The sequence below is a fragment of the Streptococcus sp. 23.2 genome (assembly GCF_016648665.1).
Classification (GTDB): domain Bacteria; phylum Bacillota; class Bacilli; order Lactobacillales; family Streptococcaceae; genus Streptococcus; species Streptococcus salivarius_E.
The window spans coordinates 14,178-34,266 of the sequence record NZ_JACLQJ010000001.1 but is presented as its reverse complement, the minus strand read 5'-3'; the positions used below and the strand labels follow the sequence as shown (position 1 = coordinate 34,266).

At 41.3% G+C, this 20,089-nt stretch carries 20 protein-coding genes; 7 read left to right on the top strand and 13 right to left on the bottom strand.

What is annotated here, in order from left to right; translation table 11 throughout:
* The first annotated feature begins 123 nt into the window (after window positions 1-123).
* Window positions 124-2,472 carry an endonuclease MutS2 gene (locus tag H7T98_RS00195; RefSeq protein WP_201059680.1) on the top strand — a complete coding sequence of 783 codons (2,349 nt, stop codon included), beginning with the start codon at window positions 124-126 and terminating at the stop codon, window positions 2,470-2,472.
* A 102-nt stretch (window positions 2,473-2,574) separates the two neighbouring features.
* On the opposite strand, the gene H7T98_RS00190 is transcribed toward H7T98_RS00195, so the two are convergent.
* A complete protein-coding gene (locus H7T98_RS00190; RefSeq protein ID WP_156685216.1) occupies window positions 2,575-3,117 on the bottom strand; it encodes a CvpA family protein in 543 nt (180 codons plus the stop codon).
* Window positions 3,114-3,428, bottom strand: a complete 315-nt coding sequence (gene zapA / locus H7T98_RS00185) for a cell division protein ZapA (protein ID WP_004183554.1) — start codon at window positions 3,426-3,428, stop codon at window positions 3,114-3,116. Before zapA ends, H7T98_RS00190 begins: the two co-directional genes overlap by 4 nt.
* Before the next feature lie 316 nt (window positions 3,429-3,744).
* Between zapA and rnhC the strand changes: the two genes are divergently transcribed.
* The 3 genes from rnhC to H7T98_RS00170 are packed head-to-tail and all read left to right on the top strand — an operon-like array spanning window position 3,745 to window position 7,842.
* Window positions 3,745-4,635 carry a ribonuclease HIII gene (gene rnhC, locus H7T98_RS00180; protein ID WP_201060969.1) on the top strand — a complete coding sequence of 297 codons (891 nt, stop codon included), beginning with the start codon at window positions 3,745-3,747 and terminating at the stop codon, window positions 4,633-4,635.
* An 18-nt stretch (window positions 4,636-4,653) separates the two neighbouring features.
* Complete coding sequence (lepB, locus tag H7T98_RS00175) at window positions 4,654-5,277, top strand: signal peptidase I (protein ID WP_013991198.1); 624 nt, start codon at window positions 4,654-4,656, stop codon at window positions 5,275-5,277.
* 60 nt (window positions 5,278-5,337) lie between these two features.
* The gene (locus tag H7T98_RS00170; RefSeq protein ID WP_201060967.1) at window positions 5,338-7,842 is read left to right on the top strand and encodes an ATP-dependent RecD-like DNA helicase; all 2,505 of its coding nucleotides are present in this window, start codon (window positions 5,338-5,340) and stop codon (window positions 7,840-7,842) included.
* A gap of 51 nt (window positions 7,843-7,893) precedes the next feature.
* On the opposite strand, the gene H7T98_RS00165 is transcribed toward H7T98_RS00170, so the two are convergent.
* From H7T98_RS00165 to tsaB, 5 genes are read right to left on the bottom strand one after another with little or no spacing between them, the layout of a single operon-like run.
* Window positions 7,894-8,220: an AzlD domain-containing protein gene (locus H7T98_RS00165; RefSeq protein ID WP_014635057.1), complete on the bottom strand. Its 327-nt coding sequence runs from the start codon at window positions 8,218-8,220 to the stop codon at window positions 7,894-7,896.
* Window positions 8,207-8,899, bottom strand: coding sequence for an AzlC family ABC transporter permease (locus H7T98_RS00160; RefSeq protein ID WP_014635058.1), 693 nt, complete (start codon window positions 8,897-8,899; stop codon window positions 8,207-8,209). The genes H7T98_RS00165 and H7T98_RS00160 overlap by 14 nt, the downstream gene beginning before the upstream one ends.
* A 51-nt stretch (window positions 8,900-8,950) precedes the next feature.
* Complete coding sequence (tsaD, locus tag H7T98_RS00155) at window positions 8,951-9,964, bottom strand: tRNA (adenosine(37)-N6)-threonylcarbamoyltransferase complex transferase subunit TsaD (RefSeq protein WP_014635059.1); 1,014 nt, start codon at window positions 9,962-9,964, stop codon at window positions 8,951-8,953.
* Window positions 9,964-10,419 carry a ribosomal protein S18-alanine N-acetyltransferase gene (rimI, locus tag H7T98_RS00150; RefSeq protein ID WP_195918151.1) on the bottom strand — a complete coding sequence of 152 codons (456 nt, stop codon included), beginning with the start codon at window positions 10,417-10,419 and terminating at the stop codon, window positions 9,964-9,966. The genes tsaD and rimI overlap by 1 nt, the downstream gene beginning before the upstream one ends.
* Window positions 10,379-11,065, bottom strand: coding sequence for a tRNA (adenosine(37)-N6)-threonylcarbamoyltransferase complex dimerization subunit type 1 TsaB (gene tsaB / locus H7T98_RS00145; RefSeq protein WP_201060965.1), 687 nt, complete (start codon window positions 11,063-11,065; stop codon window positions 10,379-10,381). The genes rimI and tsaB overlap by 41 nt, the downstream gene beginning before the upstream one ends.
* A gap of 260 nt (window positions 11,066-11,325) precedes the next feature.
* Between tsaB and H7T98_RS00140 the strand changes: the two genes are divergently transcribed.
* On the top strand, window positions 11,326-11,556 hold the full coding sequence (locus tag H7T98_RS00140) for a DNA-dependent RNA polymerase subunit epsilon (protein WP_002884752.1): 231 nt from the start codon (window positions 11,326-11,328) through the stop codon (window positions 11,554-11,556).
* Window positions 11,557-11,560: 4 nt separating this feature from the next.
* On the top strand, window positions 11,561-13,243 hold the full coding sequence (gene rnjA, locus H7T98_RS00135) for a ribonuclease J1 (protein WP_002884294.1): 1,683 nt from the start codon (window positions 11,561-11,563) through the stop codon (window positions 13,241-13,243).
* A 100-nt stretch (window positions 13,244-13,343) separates the two neighbouring features.
* Here rnjA and H7T98_RS00130 read toward each other — a convergent pair whose 3' ends face one another.
* The 5 genes from H7T98_RS00130 to H7T98_RS00110 all read right to left on the bottom strand — a co-directional run bounded on the left by H7T98_RS00130 (window position 13,344) and on the right by H7T98_RS00110 (window position 17,993).
* Window positions 13,344-13,976 (bottom strand): CHAP domain-containing protein, encoded by a 633-nt coding sequence (locus H7T98_RS00130; protein WP_002884730.1) that lies wholly within the window; start codon window positions 13,974-13,976, stop codon window positions 13,344-13,346.
* 186 nt (window positions 13,977-14,162) lie between these two features.
* Entirely contained in the window at window positions 14,163-15,506 is a 1,344-nt protein-coding gene (glnA, locus tag H7T98_RS00125) for a type I glutamate--ammonia ligase (RefSeq protein WP_002884322.1), read from the bottom strand.
* 48 nt (window positions 15,507-15,554) lie between these two features.
* Window positions 15,555-15,929: a MerR family transcriptional regulator gene (locus tag H7T98_RS00120; RefSeq protein ID WP_008535631.1), complete on the bottom strand. Its 375-nt coding sequence runs from the start codon at window positions 15,927-15,929 to the stop codon at window positions 15,555-15,557.
* 173 nt (window positions 15,930-16,102) lie between these two features.
* Entirely contained in the window at window positions 16,103-16,606 is a 504-nt protein-coding gene (locus H7T98_RS00115) for an FUSC family protein (RefSeq protein ID WP_002884568.1), read from the bottom strand.
* 187 nt (window positions 16,607-16,793) lie between these two features.
* On the bottom strand, window positions 16,794-17,993 hold the full coding sequence (locus tag H7T98_RS00110; RefSeq protein WP_175057807.1) for a phosphoglycerate kinase: 1,200 nt from the start codon (window positions 17,991-17,993) through the stop codon (window positions 16,794-16,796).
* A gap of 141 nt (window positions 17,994-18,134) precedes the next feature.
* Here H7T98_RS00110 and H7T98_RS00105 point away from each other — a divergent pair, with 141 nt between their 5' ends.
* A complete protein-coding gene (locus tag H7T98_RS00105; RefSeq protein ID WP_175057808.1) occupies window positions 18,135-18,839 on the top strand; it encodes a hypothetical protein in 705 nt (234 codons plus the stop codon).
* A 111-nt stretch (window positions 18,840-18,950) separates the two neighbouring features.
* On the opposite strand, the gene gap is transcribed toward H7T98_RS00105, so the two are convergent.
* Entirely contained in the window at window positions 18,951-19,961 is a 1,011-nt protein-coding gene (gap, locus tag H7T98_RS00100; RefSeq protein WP_002884461.1) for a type I glyceraldehyde-3-phosphate dehydrogenase, read from the bottom strand.
* Between the last annotated feature and the right edge of the window lie 128 nt (window positions 19,962-20,089).

Genomic DNA, 20,089 nt, shown 5'->3' with positions numbered 1-20,089 from the left:
TTTTAGGGAGACTCTTTTGTAAAAATAGCTAGTCAACATCTGATGACAAAAGTTCACTGATAAAACGACCTCAGGTATTTCCCTCCTCCACGCCCCATAGGCAAATGTGCTATAATAGAAGCTATGAACACAAAGATTTTAGACCAATTAGAATTTAACAAGGTCAAGGACCAGTTCACAGAATACCTGCAGACTGAACAGGCTCAGGCGGAGTTGCGTGACTTGGTGCCTATGACCAATCCAGAAAGAATTCAAAATCAATTTACAGAAATCCAAGAAATGTCTGAGATTTTCGTAGAGCACCATGGCTTTGCCATTGGTAGCCTGAGAGATATTTCTGAGCCCTTACATCGCTTGGAACTGGATGCTGATCTCAATATCCAGGAGCTCATTGCCATCAAGAAGGTGCTACAAGCTTCAGCTGACCTTGGTCGCTTCTACGCTGACCTTGAAAATGTTGAGCTCGTCGCTCTTAAACGTCTTTTCGAAAAGATTGAAGCCTTCCCAAGTCTACAAGGCAGTCTTCAGAGCATCAATGACGGTGGTTTTATTGAGCATTTTGCTAGCCCAGAGTTGCAAAACATCCGTCGTCAACTCAAATCTTGTGATGATGCCATTCGCCAGACCTTGCAAGACATTCTCAAGAAATCTGGTCACATGTTGGCTGAAAGTTTGATTGCTAGTCGTAACGGCCGTTCGGTGCTTCCTGTCAAAAATACCTACCGTAACCGTATTGCTGGAGTTGTGCATGACATCTCAAGCTCTGGAAACACAGTATATATCGAGCCACGTGCCGTTATCCAGCTTAACGAAGAAATTACACAATTACGTGCAGACGAACGCCACGAGATGGCTCGTATCCTGCATGAACTGTCTGATCAACTCCGTCCACAGGCTGCTGCAATTGCCAACAACGCTTGGATTTTGGGCCACATGGACTTCATTCGAGGAAAATATCTCTATCTCCATGATAAAAAAGCGGTTATTCCAAAGATTAGTGACAACCAAACACTACAACTACTTAACGTTCGTCACCCTCTTTTGGCCAATCCTGTAGCCAACGATTTGCACTTTGATGAGGACCTCACGGCCATTGTCATCACAGGTCCCAATACTGGTGGTAAAACGGTCATGCTTAAAACGCTAGGACTAGCACAACTAATGGCTCAATCTGGTCTTCCAATTTTGGCTGATAAGGGCAGCCGTGTCGCCATTTTCCAAGAGATTTTTGCGGACATCGGAGACGAACAGTCTATCGAACAAAGTTTGTCAACTTTCTCTAGTCACATGACCCACATTGTTGAGATTCTGAATGCTGCCGACAGTAACAGCCTGGTCTTGGTCGATGAGCTTGGGGCTGGTACCGACCCTCAGGAAGGAGCTAGTCTAGCCATGGCAATCTTAGAGCACCTCCGTTTAAGTCAGATTAAGACCATGGCTACCACTCACTATCCTGAGCTTAAGGCCTATGGGATTGAGACGCAACATGTGGAAAATGCCAGCATGGAGTTTGACACAGCGACTTTAAGCCCTACCTATCGTTTTATGCAAGGGGTTCCTGGTCGTTCTAATGCCTTTGAAATTGCTCGACGCCTCGGTTTGAATGAGATTATTGTCAAGGAAGCAGAAAACCTCACGGATACTGATAGTGATGTCAACCGTATCATCGAGCAACTTGAAGCCCAAACTGTGGAAACACAAAAACGTCTGGAACACATCAAGGACGTGGAGCAAGAGAACCTTAAATTCAACCGTGCGGTCAAAAAACTCTATAACGAATTCTCCCATGAATACGACAAGGAACTCGAAAAGGCTCAAAAAGAAATTCAAGAGATGGTTGATACCGCTTTGGCTGAGAGCGATAGTATCCTCAAAAATCTCCACGATAAGAGTCAACTCAAACCTCATGAAGTTATCGACGCCAAAGGAAAACTCAAGAAACTTGCCCCACAAGTGGACCTCTCTAAGAATAAGGTCCTTCGTAAGGCTAAGAAAGAAAAGGCTGCGCGTGCCCCTCGTGTTGGAGATGATATCATCGTTACCGCCTATGGGCAACGGGGTACCCTTACCAGTCAAACCAAAAATGGTAACTGGGAAGCTCAGGTCGGTCTCATCAAGATGACCCTCAAGGCAGACGAATTCACTCTGGTTCGTGCCCAAGCTGAAGCCCAACAACCTAAGAAGAAACAGATTAACGTGGTTAAAAAAGCCAAGAAGACATCTGGCGGTCCTCGTGCCCGTCTAGACCTTCGTGGGAAACGTTACGAAGAAGCCATGCAAGAGCTTGATGCCTTTATTGACCAAGCCCTACTTAATAACATGAGTCAGGTGGACATCATCCACGGTATTGGTACAGGTGTCATCCGTGATGCTGTTACCAAATATCTCCGCCGTCATCGCCATGTTAAAAGTTTTGAATATGCCCCACAAAGTGCCGGTGGTTCCGGATGTACCATTGCAACCTTAGGGTAAAAATAGATAAGAAAGACTGAGACCTTGTGTTCAGTCTTTTTTCATATGTTACCAAAACAAAGAACAAAAAAGCCTCCCTTAATCAAGGAAGACTTCTATTTTCTATATCACACTTGTCCACAAGTGCTGGATAATCTGACTAACTGGAAAATTCCAATTAATCAAAAGGCGCAAAACCCAGCTAGATGACAAGACCGTTTGAATGTTATTCATGGGAACAGTCGCAAGAATATTCCCCAACATAGTCAAAGGCACAAGACTCACTAAGGAGGCCAAGACACCACCTACCACTTGGTAACGTCTCTGATCAAGTCGCTCAATTCTCACAAAATGGAAGAAAATCCCAAGAAAGCGCAAACCATAATAAGCCACACAGTAAATGGCAAAATAAGCCACACCTGCATAATAGACACGGTCAAGCGAAAAGATGTTCTGATCTTTAAAGAAAGCTATACTAGCATCTTTGGTTGGATTGGTATAAGGTACCCAAAGATTGATAGCCTCTCCTAGCGACCGGTAAAAGTAGGCCGCCACACACATGGCAATAATGACTGAAACCACGTAATAAGCTTGCATAAAAAGGCCTCGACGGTAGCCAATGTAGAAATTCCAAGCCACGATAGCTAAGACAAGGAATCCAATCATGCGTCATCCTCATCGTCATTTGTAGCTGTCGCCTTGACCTTAAGTTGTTCAAGTTGCTTAGCTCTCAACGTTTCCAACTCTTTTTCCATATCTTCAACTTGGATTTCACGTTCCAACTGAGTCGACAAAGAATTGATAGCCATTAGGATAGCAATCGTTTCATTGTCAGCATTTTTCATCTGCTCTTTGATAATTTTATATTTCTCGTGGGCAACACGCTCAACCTCTTCCATGAATAGGTTATCCTTATCAGTTGTTAGCGTGAGGTTCTTCTCTCCAAAATGAAATTTGTAACGGTTCTTATTTGCCATTTGCTTGTTAACTGCCAATCAATGGTGGTCACGGATTCGCCACCGCAGCTTCTCCTTATTTTATTGCTTTTATATCGCCATGTTTTAGCAAGATTCAGACACTTACTCTGAGGCGTGTTCGACACTTAAATGCCAACCTATTTCTTCTAATTGTGGAAAAAAGAGCAAGGTTAGGCATTCTCTTTCTAATCATTATATCCTAAATTTTAACTTTCGTAAATTTTAGACTTTGCACTTCTCTAGAAAAATAATTTTCAGGGATTCCGAGTCTGTAAAATATCTACCAATTCTCCTTTTTTGTGCTAAAATAGATTTCATGGGCACAATCGTATTAAAAATGACAGCAGAACAGATTTCGACACTCCAGAAGGACCTTTCAAGCTATGCGACTGCGACTAAAAATCCTTATGCAAGTTTTTCAGCCAAGGTCGATGGAATAAGTGTCATCGCCTATACTTCAGGAAAGGTAACTTTCCAAGGTGCTAAGCCAGAAATCCTAGCTAGCCGTTTTGGATACCAAGCTGAACCTGAGCATTCACCTGATGGGCAAAACCTAGCCCTAATTGGATCAGACGAAGTCGGAAATGGCTCCTATTTTGGTGGTCTAGCTGTTGTAGCTAGTCTAGTTACCCCAGCTGACCATGCCTTTTTGAAATCTCTAGGAGTTGATGATTCTAAAAATCTTAACGATATCAAGATTCGTCAGATCGCACCTATTTTGAAGGAGAAAATTCCTCACAAGGCACTCCTTCTTTCGCCTAGAAAATACAATGAAGTGGTTGGAGACGGTAAGAGTCATAATGCTGTGTCCGTTAAAGTAGCCCTCCATAATCAGGCTATCTTCCTATTGTTACAATCAGGTGCTAAACCAGATAAGATTGTCATTGATGCCTTCACCAGTGAGAAAAATTATCAAAAATACCTCAAGAATGAACGCAATCGCTTTGACTTTCCTATTACTTTAGAAGAAAAGGCTGAGGGGAAATACTTAGCTGTCGCGGTGAGCTCTATCATCGCTCGCAATCTCTTCCTGGAAAATTTGGACAAACTCAGCCAAGAGGTTGGCTACACCCTTCCTTCAGGTGCTGGTGCTAAGTCTGACCAGATCGCAGCCAAGCTTCTTCAAGCCTACGGAGATCAGGCTCTCCAAGCTACTGCTAAATATCATTTCGCCAATACTAAAAAAGCCTACCAACGCTTAAAATAACCCTGAAAGGCCTTAACTATGAAAAACAAATGGACCCAATACTTTCTCATTTTCCTTCGTGAATGGGGACTCTTTATCCTCTTTATCACATTCTTCCTCTTGACTCGCCTCTTCCTCTGGCTTCCTGTTCAGGTTGACGGCCACTCAATGGATCCAACTCTCGCCAATAACCAGCGTGTTATTGTTTTGAAACACACGTCCATTGAACGCTTTGATATTGTCGTTGCCAAGGAGGTTGAAAATGGTAAGACGAAACAAATCGTAAAACGTGTCATTGGGATGCCAGGTGATACCATTACCTATCAAAACGATAAACTTACTGTCAACGGTAAAGAAGTCAAGGAAGAATACCTCAAAGAATTCCAGGCTGCCTTTGCCAAAGATAAGCTACAAAAAGAGTATGCATACCGCGATTACTTCCAACAACTGGCTAAAGAATCTAAGGCCTTCACTGTCAACGCGGACAAAAACACTACTTTCTCTGTCACTGTTCCTGAAGGCAAATATTTCCTACTTGGAGATAACCGTATCGTTTCAAAAGATAGCCGCGAAGTTGGTTACTTTGACAAGAGTGCTCTTGTAGGGGAAGTCAAATTCCGCTTCTGGCCACTTAATAAAATTGGTACCGTTGAAGACAACTAAAACTACTAAATAAGATAAGGTTGGGGAAACCCAGCCTTATTATGTATCTAGGAAAAACACATGCAAGAATTTTATTTTTCAGGAACTATCGAACGCGTCATTTTCGAAAATGCTAGCAATTTTTTTCGTATCTTACTCTTAGAGATTGACGAAACAGACAGTGATTTTGAAGACTACGAAATCATTGTCACAGGAACTATGGGGGATGTCATGGAGGGTGAAGACTATACCTTCTGGGGCCAACTAACCAATCACCCTAAATATGGGGAACAGCTACAAATGACCCGCTACGAGCGTTCAAAACCTTCTGCCAGCGGTCTTATCAAATATTTTGCCAGCGATAATTTCAAAGGAATCGGTAAGAAAACGGCCGAGCGTATTGTCGAAATTTACGGAGAAGACCCTATTGACAAGATTCTCGAGGATCCTAGCGAGTTAGAGCAGATCCCCAACCTCTCCAAGGTCAATCGAGAAGCCTTTGTTGCTAAGTTAAAAATCAATTATGGAGCCGAGCAAATCCTGTCCAAACTTTCTAGCTATGGACTCACACCAAAGGCCGCCTCACAAATTTTCAACCAATATAAGGAAGAGTCACTAAATCTTATTGAGGAACACCCTTATCTATTAGTAGAGGAGATTCAAGGAATCGGTTTTAAAATGGCTGACCAACTAGCTGAACGTCTTGGAATTGCTAGTGATGCTCCTGAGCGTTTACGAGCTGCCTTGATTCATTGTCTACTAGAAGCCAGTATGGAAGAAGGCGATACCTACATAGAAGCCAAAGCCTTGCTTGAACGGACCATCATTCTTTTGGAAGGTGCTCGTCAGATTGAACTTGACCCCGCCTTAGTCGCGAAGGAATTAACCAATCTCATCCAAGAGGATAAAGTGCAAAATATAGAGACTAAAATCTTTGATAATACCCTATATTTTGCGGAACAGGGCATCTATACCCACCTAACTCGTATCATGAAAGACCAACCTGACATCAGTGCAGAGGACAAAATCCAAGCAAGTCTTGAAGAGGTGGAAGAGGAGCTTGGTATTACTTATGATAAGGTTCAAAAAGATGCCATTATCAAAGCCCTACAAAGCAAGGTCTTCATCCTGACAGGTGGTCCCGGGACAGGTAAAACCACCGTTATTAACGGAATCATTAAAACTTATGCCGACCTTCATGGTCTAGATCTCAAAAAGTCTGATTTGCCTATTATTTTAGCGGCACCAACAGGACGGGCTGCTCGTCGAATGAACGAACTCACCCAACTCCCTAGTGCCACTATCCATAGACATTTGGGACTCAATAGCGAGGACGATTTCAAGACCTTAGAGGACTATCTCGATTGCGACTTGATTATCATCGATGAGTTTTCTATGGTTGATACTTGGTTGGCCAATCAACTCTTTGAAAGTATCTCTGATTCAACCCAAGTCGTCATTGTGGGTGACCAAGACCAACTGCCTTCCGTAGGCCCTGGCCAGGTCTTGGCTGACCTTTTGCAGATTGATGACTTGCCTAAGGTTTCTCTGACCAAAATTTTCAGACAATCTGAGGACTCCACCATCGTTACCCTAGCTAGTCAGATGCGTCAAGGCCAACTACCCGCTGATTTCACAGAGAAAAAGGCTGACCGCTCTTACTTTGAGGCCAATGTCAACCATATTCCACAGATGGTCCCTAAAATTGTCTCTGCCGCTATAAAGAGCGGGATTGCTGCTCAGGATGTGCAGATTCTAGCTCCCATGTATCGAGGACAGGCTGGTATTAACAATCTCAATACTATTATGCAGGACCTACTTAATCCTCAAGAAAAGGCCAATCAATTTGCCTTTAATGACATTTTCTTCCGTAAGAACGACAAGATTCTCCATCTGGTCAACGATACTGAACTCAATGTCTTCAATGGCGACATCGGCATCATTACTGATCTCATCCCTGGTAAATATACTGAAAGCAAGCAGGACGAAATTTACATGTCCTTTGATGGCAATGAGGTTATCTATCCTCGTAACGAATGGAATAAGATTACTCTGGCCTATGCCATGTCAATCCACAAATCCCAAGGGAGTGAGTTTCCAGTCGTTATCCTTCCCATCACACGCCAAAGTGGACGTATGCTACAACGTAACCTCATCTACACCGCCATCACACGCGCCAAGAGTAAGCTAGTCATGTTAGGGGAAATCGCAGCCTTTGATTATGCCGTTCGCAACGAAGGAGCTAAACGAAATACTTATCTCATCCAACGTTTTGAACAAACTTATACACAAGTTGTTGATAAGTCTGTCGAAAAGATTGTTAAAAACGAGACAACAGAGGCACCCAATCAAACAAAAACGAAAAACAACTACCCCTCAGAAACCTTTGAAAACAAAGACTTTTCGGGAAATATCAATCCATCCCCAGATCTTGTTAACACTTATTCACAACCTGTGGATAAGTCTGTTAACAAACCTGTGCAAACAGAAGAAAACTATCGTTTAACTGAAGAAAATTGGACAACTATAGATCCAATGATTGGTCTCAGTGAAGACGACATTGCTGCCTTTTTTAACAATAACTAAAAAAGACTTGGAAAGCGACTCACTAAGAGCAACTCCAAGTCTTTTCATTTGCTAAAATACGAAACGAATCAGGGCCATAGATATTATACCAACGATTACTGCATAGAGCAGATTTTTGCTCTTAAAGGCTACAATTACCGTTGGCACAGTAGCCAGGATTTCCATCCACTTAAACTGTGGCAAGTGACCAATCTTCTCAGTCGTGAGACTAGAGAGAATCAGAGCAAAGAGGATAGAAACTGGTAAATAGTGCAAAAATCGAACAACGATATCTGGAAGCCCCTTGTATTTCACTAAAACAAAGGGAAGCACACGAGGAACCCAGCTGACCACAAACCCAAGTAGAATAGCAATGAGAATAAACTTATTGACGGCCATCACACATCACCCCCACACTACATCCAACCAAAGTAGCCACTAAAACAGCCAAAGATTCCGACAAGATGACACTAAAGCTCAGATAAGCCACAGCAATAGATAGTAAAATCAAGAGTAGCTTACGCACTCCTTCCCCTAACAAGACATCAATCTGACTACTTAACAAACCAATAAACATGGCAATCAAAGCAAAATCCAAACCAAATAGCTCAGGATTAGGAATCATGGAACCAATCAAACAACCAACAACTGATGATACAATCCAAACCAGATAGCTAAAAATATTGTTACCATGCATCCAGTTAGCAGGAATATCTTTATAATGCACATATTCTCCCAACAAGACACCATAACTTTCATCCGTAATCAGACTACCAATTCCCAGCTGATTCCAAAGGCTTGTTTTTGTAAAAATCGTCGTTGCATGTAAACTCATCAACATGTTACGCAAATTAACCAAGAAAACAGTCAAGGTTAACTCACCTAGACCAGCTCCTGCAACTACTAAGGCACACATGGCAAACTGGGCCGAGCCACCATAGACCAAGGCACACATGAGGCCAACCTCAAGGGCTGATAGACCCGAAGCTGCTGCTACAACACCAAAGGCTAGACCAATAGCTACATAGCCTAAAGCTGTCGGTACCGCGGCTTTTACACCTAAACGAAAGTCAGACACACTCAATTCCTTTCTAAAGGAACCTCTTACCAAACTAGTAAGAGGTTCTTCTTATTCTTCAAATCCTGCAAAGGCTAGACTTGGTTTTGCATTCAAGTCCAACTCAGCAAAATGTTTTTGATCACATTCAATAGCGGCTGCTAGAGCAATCATGCCAGCATTGTCACCACAAAGACGTAAAGGCGGAATAACCACATCTACATCTGTGATTTCTTCAGCCAAACGTTCACGTAAGCCTTGATTAGCTGCCACACCACCTGCAACAACAAGTGTCTTGACAGGATAACGCTCCAAGGCTTTCTTAGTCTTAGCTAGAAGGATATCCAACACAGCAGCTTGGAAAGAAGCACAAAGGTCTTCTTTAATTAGGACGTCACCCTTTTGCTCTGCATTATGGTGCAAATTGATGAAGGCTGACTTCAAGCCTGAAAATGAAAACTCCAAGTGGTCTTCCTTAATCATAGCGCGTGGAAAATCATAAACATCTTTCCCTTTATGAGCCAATTCATCAATTTCACGCCCGGCTGGGTAGGTCAACCCCATCACACGCCCGACCTTGTCATAGGCCTCACCAACTGCATCATCACGTGTCTCACCAACAATCTTGTAATTTCCCGGTTCTGACACATAAACCAACTCTGTGTGCCCTCCAGACACCAAAAGCGCTAAGAGGGGATATTCCAATTCTTGAACCTCACGCGCCGCCATAAGATGTCCAGCCATATGGTTAACTGGAATCAAAGGCAATCCGTGTGCCCAAGCGAAGGCCTTAGCTGCTGCCATCCCGACCAAGAGCGCCCCGACCAAACCAGGACCATAGGTTACTGCTACAGCATCTAGTTGTTCAGCAGTAATTCCCGCCTCAGAAAGGGCATCTTTAATGCAAAGAGTTACCACTTCCACATGGTGACGGCTAGCCACCTCAGGAACAACACCACCAAAACGTTTATGGCTTTCCACCTGACTGGCAATAATATTACTTAAAAGTTCCTTCTCATTTTTCAAAACGGCAACTGAAGTCTCATCACATGAGCTCTCCACTGCCAAAATATATCTATCTGCCATTAGACTTCCTCTCGCCTCATGATAACTGCATCTTCTTGAGGCTCATGATAATAATTTTTCCGAATTCCTAGACTTTCAAAACCAAATTTTCTATAAAGTGCCTGAGCGACTTGATTTGAAGACCTCACTTCTAGAAATATAGGCTCACTACGCTCTTCCAAATGATTCATCAGCTGACTAGCATAACCACGCCCCTGATAAGCTTTTAAAACGGCGATATTGGTCACCTCAAGCTCACCCACCAAATTTTGAAGGGCTAAAAAACCAACAACTTCTTCCTGGTCATAAACATAGAAATACTCAGTAGTATCCAAAGCCAAGTCCGCTACCACTTGTTCTATCGTCCACGGAGATTTGTCATAAACATCCGACAAAATCCGATAAATCAGTTGAGCTTGCTCTTGGCTACTCAATCTAGACGCGCTTGATGTAGTTGTCACGTTTAGTCTCCTCATGCGTCTTAAGCCAATTCTCTTCCGCCTCAACCCGCTTCAAGTAATGTGGAACAAAGGCATCCACATCAACAGAAGGCAAGGACAAGCCTAAACGACCAATTAACTGAGCTGATGGGAGGCTAGACAAGATCGTTGCCTCTGGAAGATTTTCCTTAATCTGATCCGCAAAATTAGCCACTTCACCGACAAATGTCACCTTTTCATAAACTTTAGCTTGCTCAAGAACATCTGTAAAGGCAGCATGACAATCAGGGACGATAGCCTGACCATTTTCATAAAAACCAACGTAAACATTATTACGACGGGCATCCATGATAGGAATCACAACACCGACAACCGAAAGGTTTGTCAGCGCCTGTAGACTTGAAACCCCCACTAAATCAATGTCAAGCGCATAGGCTAACGTCTTAGCTGTTGCGACAGCCACACGAAGCCCGGTGTAGGATCCAGGCCCCTGTGCAACCACAATACGTTCTAAATCAGACGGTTGCCAGCCTGCCTGAGCAACTAAAAAATCAATGGTTGGCATTAGACTAATACTGTGGTTCTTTTTTACTGTGACAGTTGACTCTGCCACTAGTTTCTCATCTTCTAACAAGGCTACTGATAAAGCTGTGCTAGAAGTATCAAATGCTAATATTTTCATCTTTTTTCCTTGTTTCCTTTTATGCTTTTCTATTATAACACAAGTCACTGTTTCCCAGAAACGAACATTTTCCAACTTTTTCCGCCATTTTCTTTATCTAGCCCTTATCTTATGGTACAATAATAGTAATTGTTAAACGAATCAAGGCTACTAGCTATTACTCATAAAGTGAATATCATAACGTCAAGTAAATCATAGAAAGATTAACTTGACCGGTTTTTTTATAGAATGGCAGAGCCTTTTGGAAAGAAAGGAAAACCATGATTTATAAAGTCTTTTACCAAGAAACTAAAGAGCGTAATCCACGCCGTGAACAGACAAAATCACTCTACCTAGATATCGATGCAGAAACTGAACTTGAGGGACGTATCCAAGCTCGTCAAATCATCGAAAAAAACACTGCCTATAACATCGAATTCATCGAGCTCCTCTCAGAAAAAGCCCTTGAATACGAAAAAGAAACAGGCGTTTTTGAAGTAACGGAGTTCTAAGACCATGGCATCAAAAATCAATCTAAAACCTGAAGAAGTTGGGGTTTATGCGATTGGTGGTTTGGGGGAAATCGGTAAAAATACCTATGGTATTGAATACCAAGATGAGATTATCATCGTCGATGCGGGTATTAAATTCCCCGAGGATGATCTTCTCGGAATCGACTATGTTATCCCGGACTATTCTTACATCGTTGAAAACGTTGATCGTGTAAAGGCACTTGTCATTACCCACGGTCACGAAGACCATATTGGTGGGATCCCCTTCCTTCTTAAACAGGCAAATATCCCAATTTATGCAGGACCACTTGCTCTTGCTCTTATCAAAGGAAAATTGGAAGAACACGGACTACTTCGTGACGCACAACTCTATGAAATTAATGCTAATACAGAGCTTACTTTCAAAAATATGAGCGTGACCTTCTTCCGCACTACTCACTCAATTCCAGAACCTCTCGGTATTGTCATCCATACACCTCAAGGTAAAATTGTGTGTACCGGTGACTTTAAGTTTGACTTCACCCCAGTAGGTGAGCCAGCAGACCTTCACCGTATGGCTGCACTTGGTGAAGAAGGCGTTCTTTGCCTCCTCTCAGACTCAACCAATGCTGAAGTACCAACTTTCACAAATTCCGAGAAGGTCGTTGGTCAATCCATCATGAAAATTATTGAAGGCATCCACGGACGTATTATCTTCGCCTCATTTGCCTCAAACATTTTCCGTCTGCAACAAGCTGCCGAAGCCGCTGTAAAAACTGGACGTAAGATTGTTGTCTTCGGACGTTCTATGGAAAAAGCCATCGTCAATGGGGTTGAACTAGGCTACATCAAAGTTCCAAAAGGAACTATCATTGACCCTAGTGAGATGAAAAACTACCATGCCAGTGAGATTCTTATCATGTGTACCGGTTCTCAAGGAGAGCCTATGGCAGCCCTTGCACGTATCGCTAACGGGATGCACCGCCAAGTGACACTGCAACCTGGTGACACTGTTATCTTCTCATCTAGCCCTATCCCAGGAAATACAACTAGTGTTAACCGCTTGATTAATACTATTCAAGAAGCTGGCGTCGATGTTATCCACGGTAAAATCAACAATATCCATACCTCTGGACACGGTGGTCAACAAGAGCAAAAACTCATGCTTCGTTTGATCAAACCAAAATTCTTTATGCCTGTTCACGGTGAATACCGCATGCAGAAAGTCCACGCAGGCCTTGCTGTTGATTGTGGTGTTCCAAAAGATAATATCTTTATCATGGAAAATGGTGATGTCTTAGCCCTAACAAAAGACTCTGCGCGTCGTGCAGGTCACTTCAATGCTCAAGATATCTATGTTGATGGTAATGGTATTGGGGATATCGGAGCTGCCGTTCTTCGTGACCGTCGTGATCTTTCTGAAGATGGTGTCGTACTTGCCGTAGCAACTGTCGACTTCAAGTCTAAGATGATTCTAGCCGGTCCAGACATCCTCAGTCGTGGCTTCATCTACATGCGTGAATCTGGCGATCTTATCCGCGAAAGCCAACGCATTCTATTCAATGCTATTCGTATCGCTCTTAAGAATAAGGATGCTAGCATCCAATCCGTTAACGGAGCTATCGTCAATGCTTTACGTCCATTCTTGTATGAAAAAACAGAACGTGAACCAATCATTATTCCAATGATTCTCACACCTGATAAATAAAAAAATGGTGGCTGGATGGCTACCATTTTTTAGTTTAAATACAGTCTGGAGCACAACCCTTCCAGCAAGTAAAAAAAGCGCTTATAACGCTTTTTTCATTTTATGCACCTGGATAAATGTAAGATACTGAACCTGGTGTAGTTGAGTTTTGTGGGTCAAACCAACCACGATAGTTATTGATTTGTTGCTGGTTGTTATAGTTTGACTCCAAGATTTGAATTTGACCATCTTGACCAACTTCTGTTACATAACCAACGTGACCATAACCACCATCAGTCCAACATACAATTGATCCTGTCACAGGTGTTGAACCTACAGCATAACCTTGGCTAGCAGCGCTTCCTGCCCAATCGCCACCATTACCCCACCAGTTACTTGCCCATGGAGCGACTTCCTTAACACCCCATGTACATTGCCCAACTGGATAACGATTCCAAGTAGCATCTGAATCAGTAGCTGCTACCTCTGAAGAAGAAGCTTCTGTTGTTTCCTCAACTGCTGTCGTAGCACCTGAAACTTCCAAGCTTCCACCAGGAACAATTGTTGACCAAATAGTCATGCCATTTTCAGCTGCCAATTGATAAGGATCTACCCCATACTGACTAGCAATCCCGAAGAATGAATCTCCATTTTGAACTGTATAAGTATCAGCATTAACTGTTTGTGCGACTGTAAGACCGAGCAATAATGCACTTGAGGCTACTGCCAAAGCAGCTTTTTTTGTAGTTTTCATATTTCCCCCTGAATAAGATTAATATAAAATTAGTTTAACACTCGCATATTTTAATGCGATTAAGGGAGAATAAAGAAATATGACAAAAGAAAACAGCTCAGTTAAAACTACGTAATTTGTCCAAGAACTTAATGAATTTAAAAGAAAAAGAAAATCAGGTTATACCTGATTTTCAAATTTAATTTCTTAATAAATGTCCAAGTAGTTATCAATTTCCCATTGTGAAACAAAGGTAGCATAGCTTGCCCATTCCATACGTTTCGCATCAAGGAAGTTTGTATAGATATGATTACCCAAAGCTTGACGAACCACTTCATCTGTTTCCAATGCTTTAAGAGCGTTACGAAGTGTTGATGGCAAATCAATAATACCAGCTTCTTTACGTTCTTCAGGAGACATTGAGTAGATATTTGTTTCAACTGGATCTGGAGCATCAATCTTGTTGATAATACCATCAAGACCTGCTTCCAAAAGTACAGCAAGTGCCAAGTATGGGTTTGCCATTGGGTCTACTGAACGCAATTCCAAACGTGTACCCATACCACGAGACGCAGGAACGCGGATTAATGGTGAACGGTTGCTACCTGCCCATGCAATATATACAGGAGCTTCGTATCCAGGAACCAAACGTTTGTAAGAGTTAACTGTTGGGTTAATAATTGCAGTATAGTTGTATGCATGTTTCATCAAACCACCAAGGAAGTAGTAAGCGTCTTGAGACAATTGCATACCACGTGGATCCTCTGGATCAAAGAATGCATTTCCTTCTTCAGTGAAGAGAGACATGTTACAGTGCATACCGCTACCAGCAATACCATATTTAGGTTTCGCCATAAATGTCGCATAAAGACCATGTTTACGAGCGATTGTCTTAACAACCAATTTGAAAATTTGGATATTATCACAAGCCTTCAAAACATCTGTATACTTGAAGTCGATTTCATGTTGACCAACCGCCACTTCATGGTGAGATGCCTCAACATCAAATCCCATTTCTGTCAACACATTAACGATTTCACGACGTGTGTTGTCTGCAAGGTCAGTTGGTGCAAGGTCAAAATAACCACCTTTATCGTTAACTTCAAGCGTAGGATTACCTTGCTCATCTAATTTGAAAAGGAAAAATTCTGGTTCTGGTCCAAGGTTAAATGATTTATAACCAACTTCTTCCATATGACGCAAAGCTTTTTTCAAGTTACCACGAGGGTCACCAGCAAATGGTTCACCCGCAGAAGTATAGATATCACAAATAAGACCAGCTACTGCACCATTTTCATCGCCCCAAGGGAAAACTGTCCACGTATCAAGATCTGGATAAAGATACATATCAGATTCGTTGATACGAACAAATCCCTCGATTGATGAACCATCAAACATAGCTTTATTTGAAAGTACCTTATCCAACTGTTCATCTGTCGCAGGAATTTCAACGTTCTTCATAACACCAAGGATATCAGAGAACATTAAACGCAAGAAAGTAACATTCTTCTCTTTGACTTCGCGACGAATATCAGCTGCTGTGATTGCCATAATAGGGGTCTCCTTTATAAAAACCAAAAATAAAAGTTCAAAGCGTAATTAGATACGCAAGTTACCAAATTGTTGTGACGGGGTCGTAAAACGGCCTTGCTGAAGGAGTTCATCATGCAAGATACGTCGAACGTCCGCATCTGTTAAAGCCACTTGTTTTTGTTGGGCACGAACTTCACGCTCTTCGTACTCATGTTTAATCGCTGCAATATTGTAACCATCATCCAAAAAATCTTTGATTTCCAATAAACGATCCATATCATTTAATGAGTACATCCGACGATTTCCAGCTGTACGTTCAGGTTGAATTAAACCTTGATCTTCATAGTAACGAATTTGACGAGCGGTTAAATCCGTCAACTTCATAACTGTTCCAATCGGAAAAACAGCTAGAGAACGCCTTAATTCTTTCTCTCTTGCCATGATTATCCTCCTTTCCTAACAATTATATTCTGAATATTTCTACATGTCAACAGTTTATGTTACTTTTTCTTACACAACAAGCAATTCCCGAACATTACATTGTGTATTCGCTCTAATTTAAGGATTTTATCGAAAAATCATAAAAAATAGAGTCCAATAGAACCCTATCATTCTTATTTTAAATGTTTAAGTAGCCAATCATAATCATAATTGACAAGGATTGCTATAAAGACTCCACAGAAAGTTTCAAAGACTCTAGCAATAACATAAGTAAAGGTATTATCAGGTGGAATGGACAAGGTAATAATCAGAAGTGCAGCCACCCCTCCAATAACACCAGATGCATTATTAAAAGACACATTAATGACAATCGTCAGCATGGTCAAAATTGGAACCAATAGCAAGGTAACCCAAACTGAATGATTAAACCACATATTCACAAAGTAAAATAATAGCGACAAAAGCCCTCCAACCGTATTCGCAAAAATACGTGACTTACCAAACTGAATACTTCTATCAAAGTTTTCTCGAAGACTAAAGACTGCTGTCAAACAACCAATCTGAAGCCCTTCCCAGCCTAAAGCAGAAAAAAGACCTAAAACTAGAAAGACAGCAATCCCCGTCTTAAGTGTACGCATACCAAATTTAAATTTTTTCGGTTCAAATTTCAATCCCATCTTACTATTTTAACATGATTATGAAACTTTTGGCTACTTCTACAGTATTATGTCGCAAAGTTCAAACTAATAATCGCAATTTTTTGAGAGAAATTTACTTCCCAATAATAGTTTTAGCCTCTATCAAATACTCAATGAGATGACACAAAAAAGAGTTGGTTTCCCAACTCTTTTCATTCTAATAGACTTATTTATCAGTAAGTGCAGCCAATCCTGGAAGTTCTTTACCTTCAAGAAGTTCCATAGAAGCACCACCACCAGTAGAAATCCATGAGAATTTATCTGCACGTCCAAGGTTGATTGCTGCGGCAGCTGAGTCACCACCACCGATGATTGATTTAACGCCTGGTTGTTTCACGATAGCGTCCATCACACCGATTGTACCAGCTTGGAAGTCAGGGTTTTCAAATACACCCATAGGACCATTCCATACAACTGTTTTCGCACCAGTCAAGGCTTTATCGAATTCAGCAATTGATTTAGGACCGATATCCAAACCAAGGAAACCTGGGTCTACTGCTTCACCTTCAGTGTCTTTAACTTCAGTGTAGTCAGCAAATGCATTAGCTTCTTTTGAGTCAACTGGCAAGATCAATTTACCATTTGATTTTTCAAGAAGAGCTTTAGCAACATCAAGTTTATCTTCTTCTACAAGTGAGTTACCGATTTCGATACCTTGTGCTTTGTAGAACGTGTAAGTCATACCACCACCGATAAGAACTTTATCAGCTTTTGCAAGAAGGTTTTCGATAACACCAATCTTATCAGATACTTTAGAACCACCAAGGATAGCTACGAATGGACGTTCTGGAGTTTCAACTGCTTCTTTGATGTAAGCAATTTCGTTTTCAAGAAGGAAGCCAGCAGCAGCTTTGTCAACATTTGCTGAGATACCAACGTTAGATGCGTGTGCACGGTGAGCTGTACCGAATGCATCGTTTACGAAGATACCATCTCCAAGTGATGCCCAGTATTTACCAAGTTCAGGATCGTTTTTAGATTCTTTCTTGCCATCAACATCTTCAAAACGAGTGTTTTCAACCAAGAGAACTTGTCCATCTTCAAGAGCATTAACAGCTGCTTCCAATTCTGCACCACGTGTAACGCCTGGGATAAATTTAACGTCTTGACCCAATTTCGCAGCCAAGTCAGCGGCTACAGGAGCAAGTGATTTTCCTTCCTTATCAGCTTCTTCTTTTACACGTCCAAGGTGAGAGAAGAGGATTGCACGTCCGCCTTGTTCAAGAATGTACTTGATAGTTGGAAGAGCAGCAGTGATACGGTTATCGTTAGTGATCACGCCATCTTTTACAGGTACGTTGAAGTCAACACGAACGAGAACTTTTTTCCCTTTCAAGTCAACATCTTTAACAGTCAATTTAGCCATTTGATCAGACTCCTTAATTTTTTAATACGTTTTCATTATATCACAAAATGCATAAAAGAGATAGCAAAATCAGAAGGATTTCTAGCTTATTGCTAGTATAATACATTTATCATATAATCAAAATAGAAAGGTAAAAAAGCTATGAAAAAACAACTAAACAATAGGCAGCAACAAGCTGACTATGATCTAAATGTAATCCTCATTCTTACCCTTGTTCCTCTTCTACTCTTTCTTACTTTTAAACCAACTCTTTTTTCCTACACTAAGCAAACCTCAGTACCACTATGGCTTCGATTAATCTTATTAGCCAGTTGTCAATTTGCCATTGCAGGCTTGGGAACCAGCACTGTTATGCTTTATCGTAAAGAATCTTTCAGATACTTTAGATTAATCACAAAAAATCTAGTTCCTACCCTTTTTCAATCTCTTCTTATAGCCTTACCACTTATCATATTGAAAGTAGTTACTCACCAGATTCATTCCTATCTACCTCTTCAATCAATACAATTAACAAAAGAAGTAATGATACAATCATTTCCTAGTAATATCCTAGCATACCTATTCATCTGTCTTATTTGGGGATTCTGGGAAGGATTTAACTATGTAGTCATCGCTGAAAAGATACGCATACGTTTTCCATCTCCTTACTCTTGGTTAGATAGTGGAGCAATAACTTGTGCGATTTTTTGCCTTCTTATCCATGGAATCATTGGTTTTGATATCTATACCTTATTTGAAGCACTTACCGTTTTTATACTAATTTATGGTATGCTAGCCATTCAAAAACACAATAAAAACTCCTGGGGTTGTGTCATGCTCTTTCTACTTATTTGGAATGCCTTCTAGCTTATTCATAAATCACAATACTACTAAGATTATGACAGCCAATTTATACGGCTGTTTTATTATTTTGAGAAATAAAAAAAGAGCCGAAGCTCTTCTTTTTATACAATTGAATTATTTAGCGATTTTCGCGAAGTATTCAAGAGTACGTACAAGTTGTGAAGTGTATGACATTTCGTTGTCGTACCAAGAAACAACTTTAACCAATTGTTTACCATCAACAGTTTGTACTTTAGTTTGAGTTGCATCAAACAATGAACCGTAAGAAATACCTACGATATCTGAAGATACGATTGGATCTTCAGTGTAACCGAATGATTCGTTTGAAGCTGCTTTCATAGCTGCGTTCACTTCATCAACAGTAACGTCTTTTTCAAGAACTGCTACCAATTCAGTAACTGATCCAGTTGGAACTGGAACACGTTGTGCAGCACCGTCAAGTTTACCGTTCAATTCTGGGATAACCAAACCGATAGCTTTAGCAGCACCAGTTGAGTTAGGAACGATGTTTGCAGCACCAGCACGTGCACGACGAAGGTCACCACCACGGTGTGGTCCGTCAAGGATCATTTGGTCACCAGTGTAAGCGTGGATAGTAGTCATCAAACCTTGTTTAACACCGAAGTTATCTTGCAATGCTTTAGCCATTGGAGCCAAGCAGTTTGTAGTACATGAAGCACCTGAGATAACTGTTTCAGTACCGTCAAGGATGTCGTGGTTAGTGTTAAATACGATTGTTTTAACATCGTTTCCACCAGGAGCAGTGATAACAACTTTCTTAGCTCCACCTTCGTGCAAGTGTTTTTCAGCAGCATCTTTCTTAGCAAAGAAACCAGTTGCTTCAAGAACGATTTCTACACCGTCGTTAGCCCAGTCAATTTGTTCTGGGTCACGTTCAGCAGAAACTTTAACGAATTTACCATTAACTTCAAATCCACCATCTTTAACTTCAACAGTACCGTCGAAACGACCTTGAGTTGTGTCGTATTTCAACAAGTGTGCAAGCATAACTGGATCTGTAAGGTCATTGATGCGTGTAACTTCAACACCTTCTACATTTTGGATACGACGGAAAGCAAGACGACCGATACGACCGAAACCGTTAATACCAACTTTAACTACCATTAGTGATTTCCTCCTTATGAAAATCAAATAAATATAATTTTGAGAGCAAGCTCTCCCTATTGTGAAAAGATTAACTTGAGCGCTTTCAACTCAACCTTTCAACAGTCATATTATATAATTTTTTTCAA

What these genes read in the sequence shown, in the direction of transcription:
- H7T98_RS00115 (WP_002884568.1), bottom strand. Translation starts at nt 16,606, where the DNA reads ATGGGATTGAAATTTGAACCGAAAAAATTTAAATTTGGTATGCGTACA.
- rnjA (WP_002884294.1), top strand. Translation starts at nt 11,561, where the DNA reads ATGGCATCAAAAATCAATCTAAAACCTGAAGAAGTTGGGGTTTATGCG.
- H7T98_RS00110 (WP_175057807.1), bottom strand. Translation starts at nt 17,993, where the DNA reads ATGGCTAAATTGACTGTTAAAGATGTTGACTTGAAAGGGAAAAAAGTT.
- H7T98_RS00130 (WP_002884730.1), bottom strand. Translation starts at nt 13,976, where the DNA reads ATGAAAACTACAAAAAAAGCTGCTTTGGCAGTAGCCTCAAGTGCATTA.
- H7T98_RS00105 (WP_175057808.1), top strand. Translation starts at nt 18,135, where the DNA reads ATGAAAAAACAACTAAACAATAGGCAGCAACAAGCTGACTATGATCTA.
- glnA (WP_002884322.1), bottom strand. Translation starts at nt 15,506, where the DNA reads ATGGCAATCACAGCAGCTGATATTCGTCGCGAAGTCAAAGAGAAGAAT.
- lepB (WP_013991198.1), top strand. Translation starts at nt 4,654, where the DNA reads ATGAAAAACAAATGGACCCAATACTTTCTCATTTTCCTTCGTGAATGG.
- H7T98_RS00120 (WP_008535631.1), bottom strand. Translation starts at nt 15,929, where the DNA reads ATGGCAAGAGAGAAAGAATTAAGGCGTTCTCTAGCTGTTTTTCCGATT.
- H7T98_RS00190 (WP_156685216.1), bottom strand. Translation starts at nt 3,117, where the DNA reads ATGATTGGATTCCTTGTCTTAGCTATCGTGGCTTGGAATTTCTACATT.
- rnhC (WP_201060969.1), top strand. Translation starts at nt 3,745, where the DNA reads ATGGGCACAATCGTATTAAAAATGACAGCAGAACAGATTTCGACACTC.
- tsaD (WP_014635059.1), bottom strand. Translation starts at nt 9,964, where the DNA reads ATGGCAGATAGATATATTTTGGCAGTGGAGAGCTCATGTGATGAGACT.
- tsaB (WP_201060965.1), bottom strand. Translation starts at nt 11,065, where the DNA reads ATGAAAATATTAGCATTTGATACTTCTAGCACAGCTTTATCAGTAGCC.
- H7T98_RS00195 (WP_201059680.1), top strand. Translation starts at nt 124, where the DNA reads ATGAACACAAAGATTTTAGACCAATTAGAATTTAACAAGGTCAAGGAC.
- gap (WP_002884461.1), bottom strand. Translation starts at nt 19,961, where the DNA reads ATGGTAGTTAAAGTTGGTATTAACGGTTTCGGTCGTATCGGTCGTCTT.
- H7T98_RS00140 (WP_002884752.1), top strand. Translation starts at nt 11,326, where the DNA reads ATGATTTATAAAGTCTTTTACCAAGAAACTAAAGAGCGTAATCCACGC.
- H7T98_RS00170 (WP_201060967.1), top strand. Translation starts at nt 5,338, where the DNA reads ATGCAAGAATTTTATTTTTCAGGAACTATCGAACGCGTCATTTTCGAA.
- H7T98_RS00165 (WP_014635057.1), bottom strand. Translation starts at nt 8,220, where the DNA reads ATGGCCGTCAATAAGTTTATTCTCATTGCTATTCTACTTGGGTTTGTG.
- zapA (WP_004183554.1), bottom strand. Translation starts at nt 3,428, where the DNA reads ATGGCAAATAAGAACCGTTACAAATTTCATTTTGGAGAGAAGAACCTC.
- rimI (WP_195918151.1), bottom strand. Translation starts at nt 10,419, where the DNA reads ATGAGGAGACTAAACGTGACAACTACATCAAGCGCGTCTAGATTGAGT.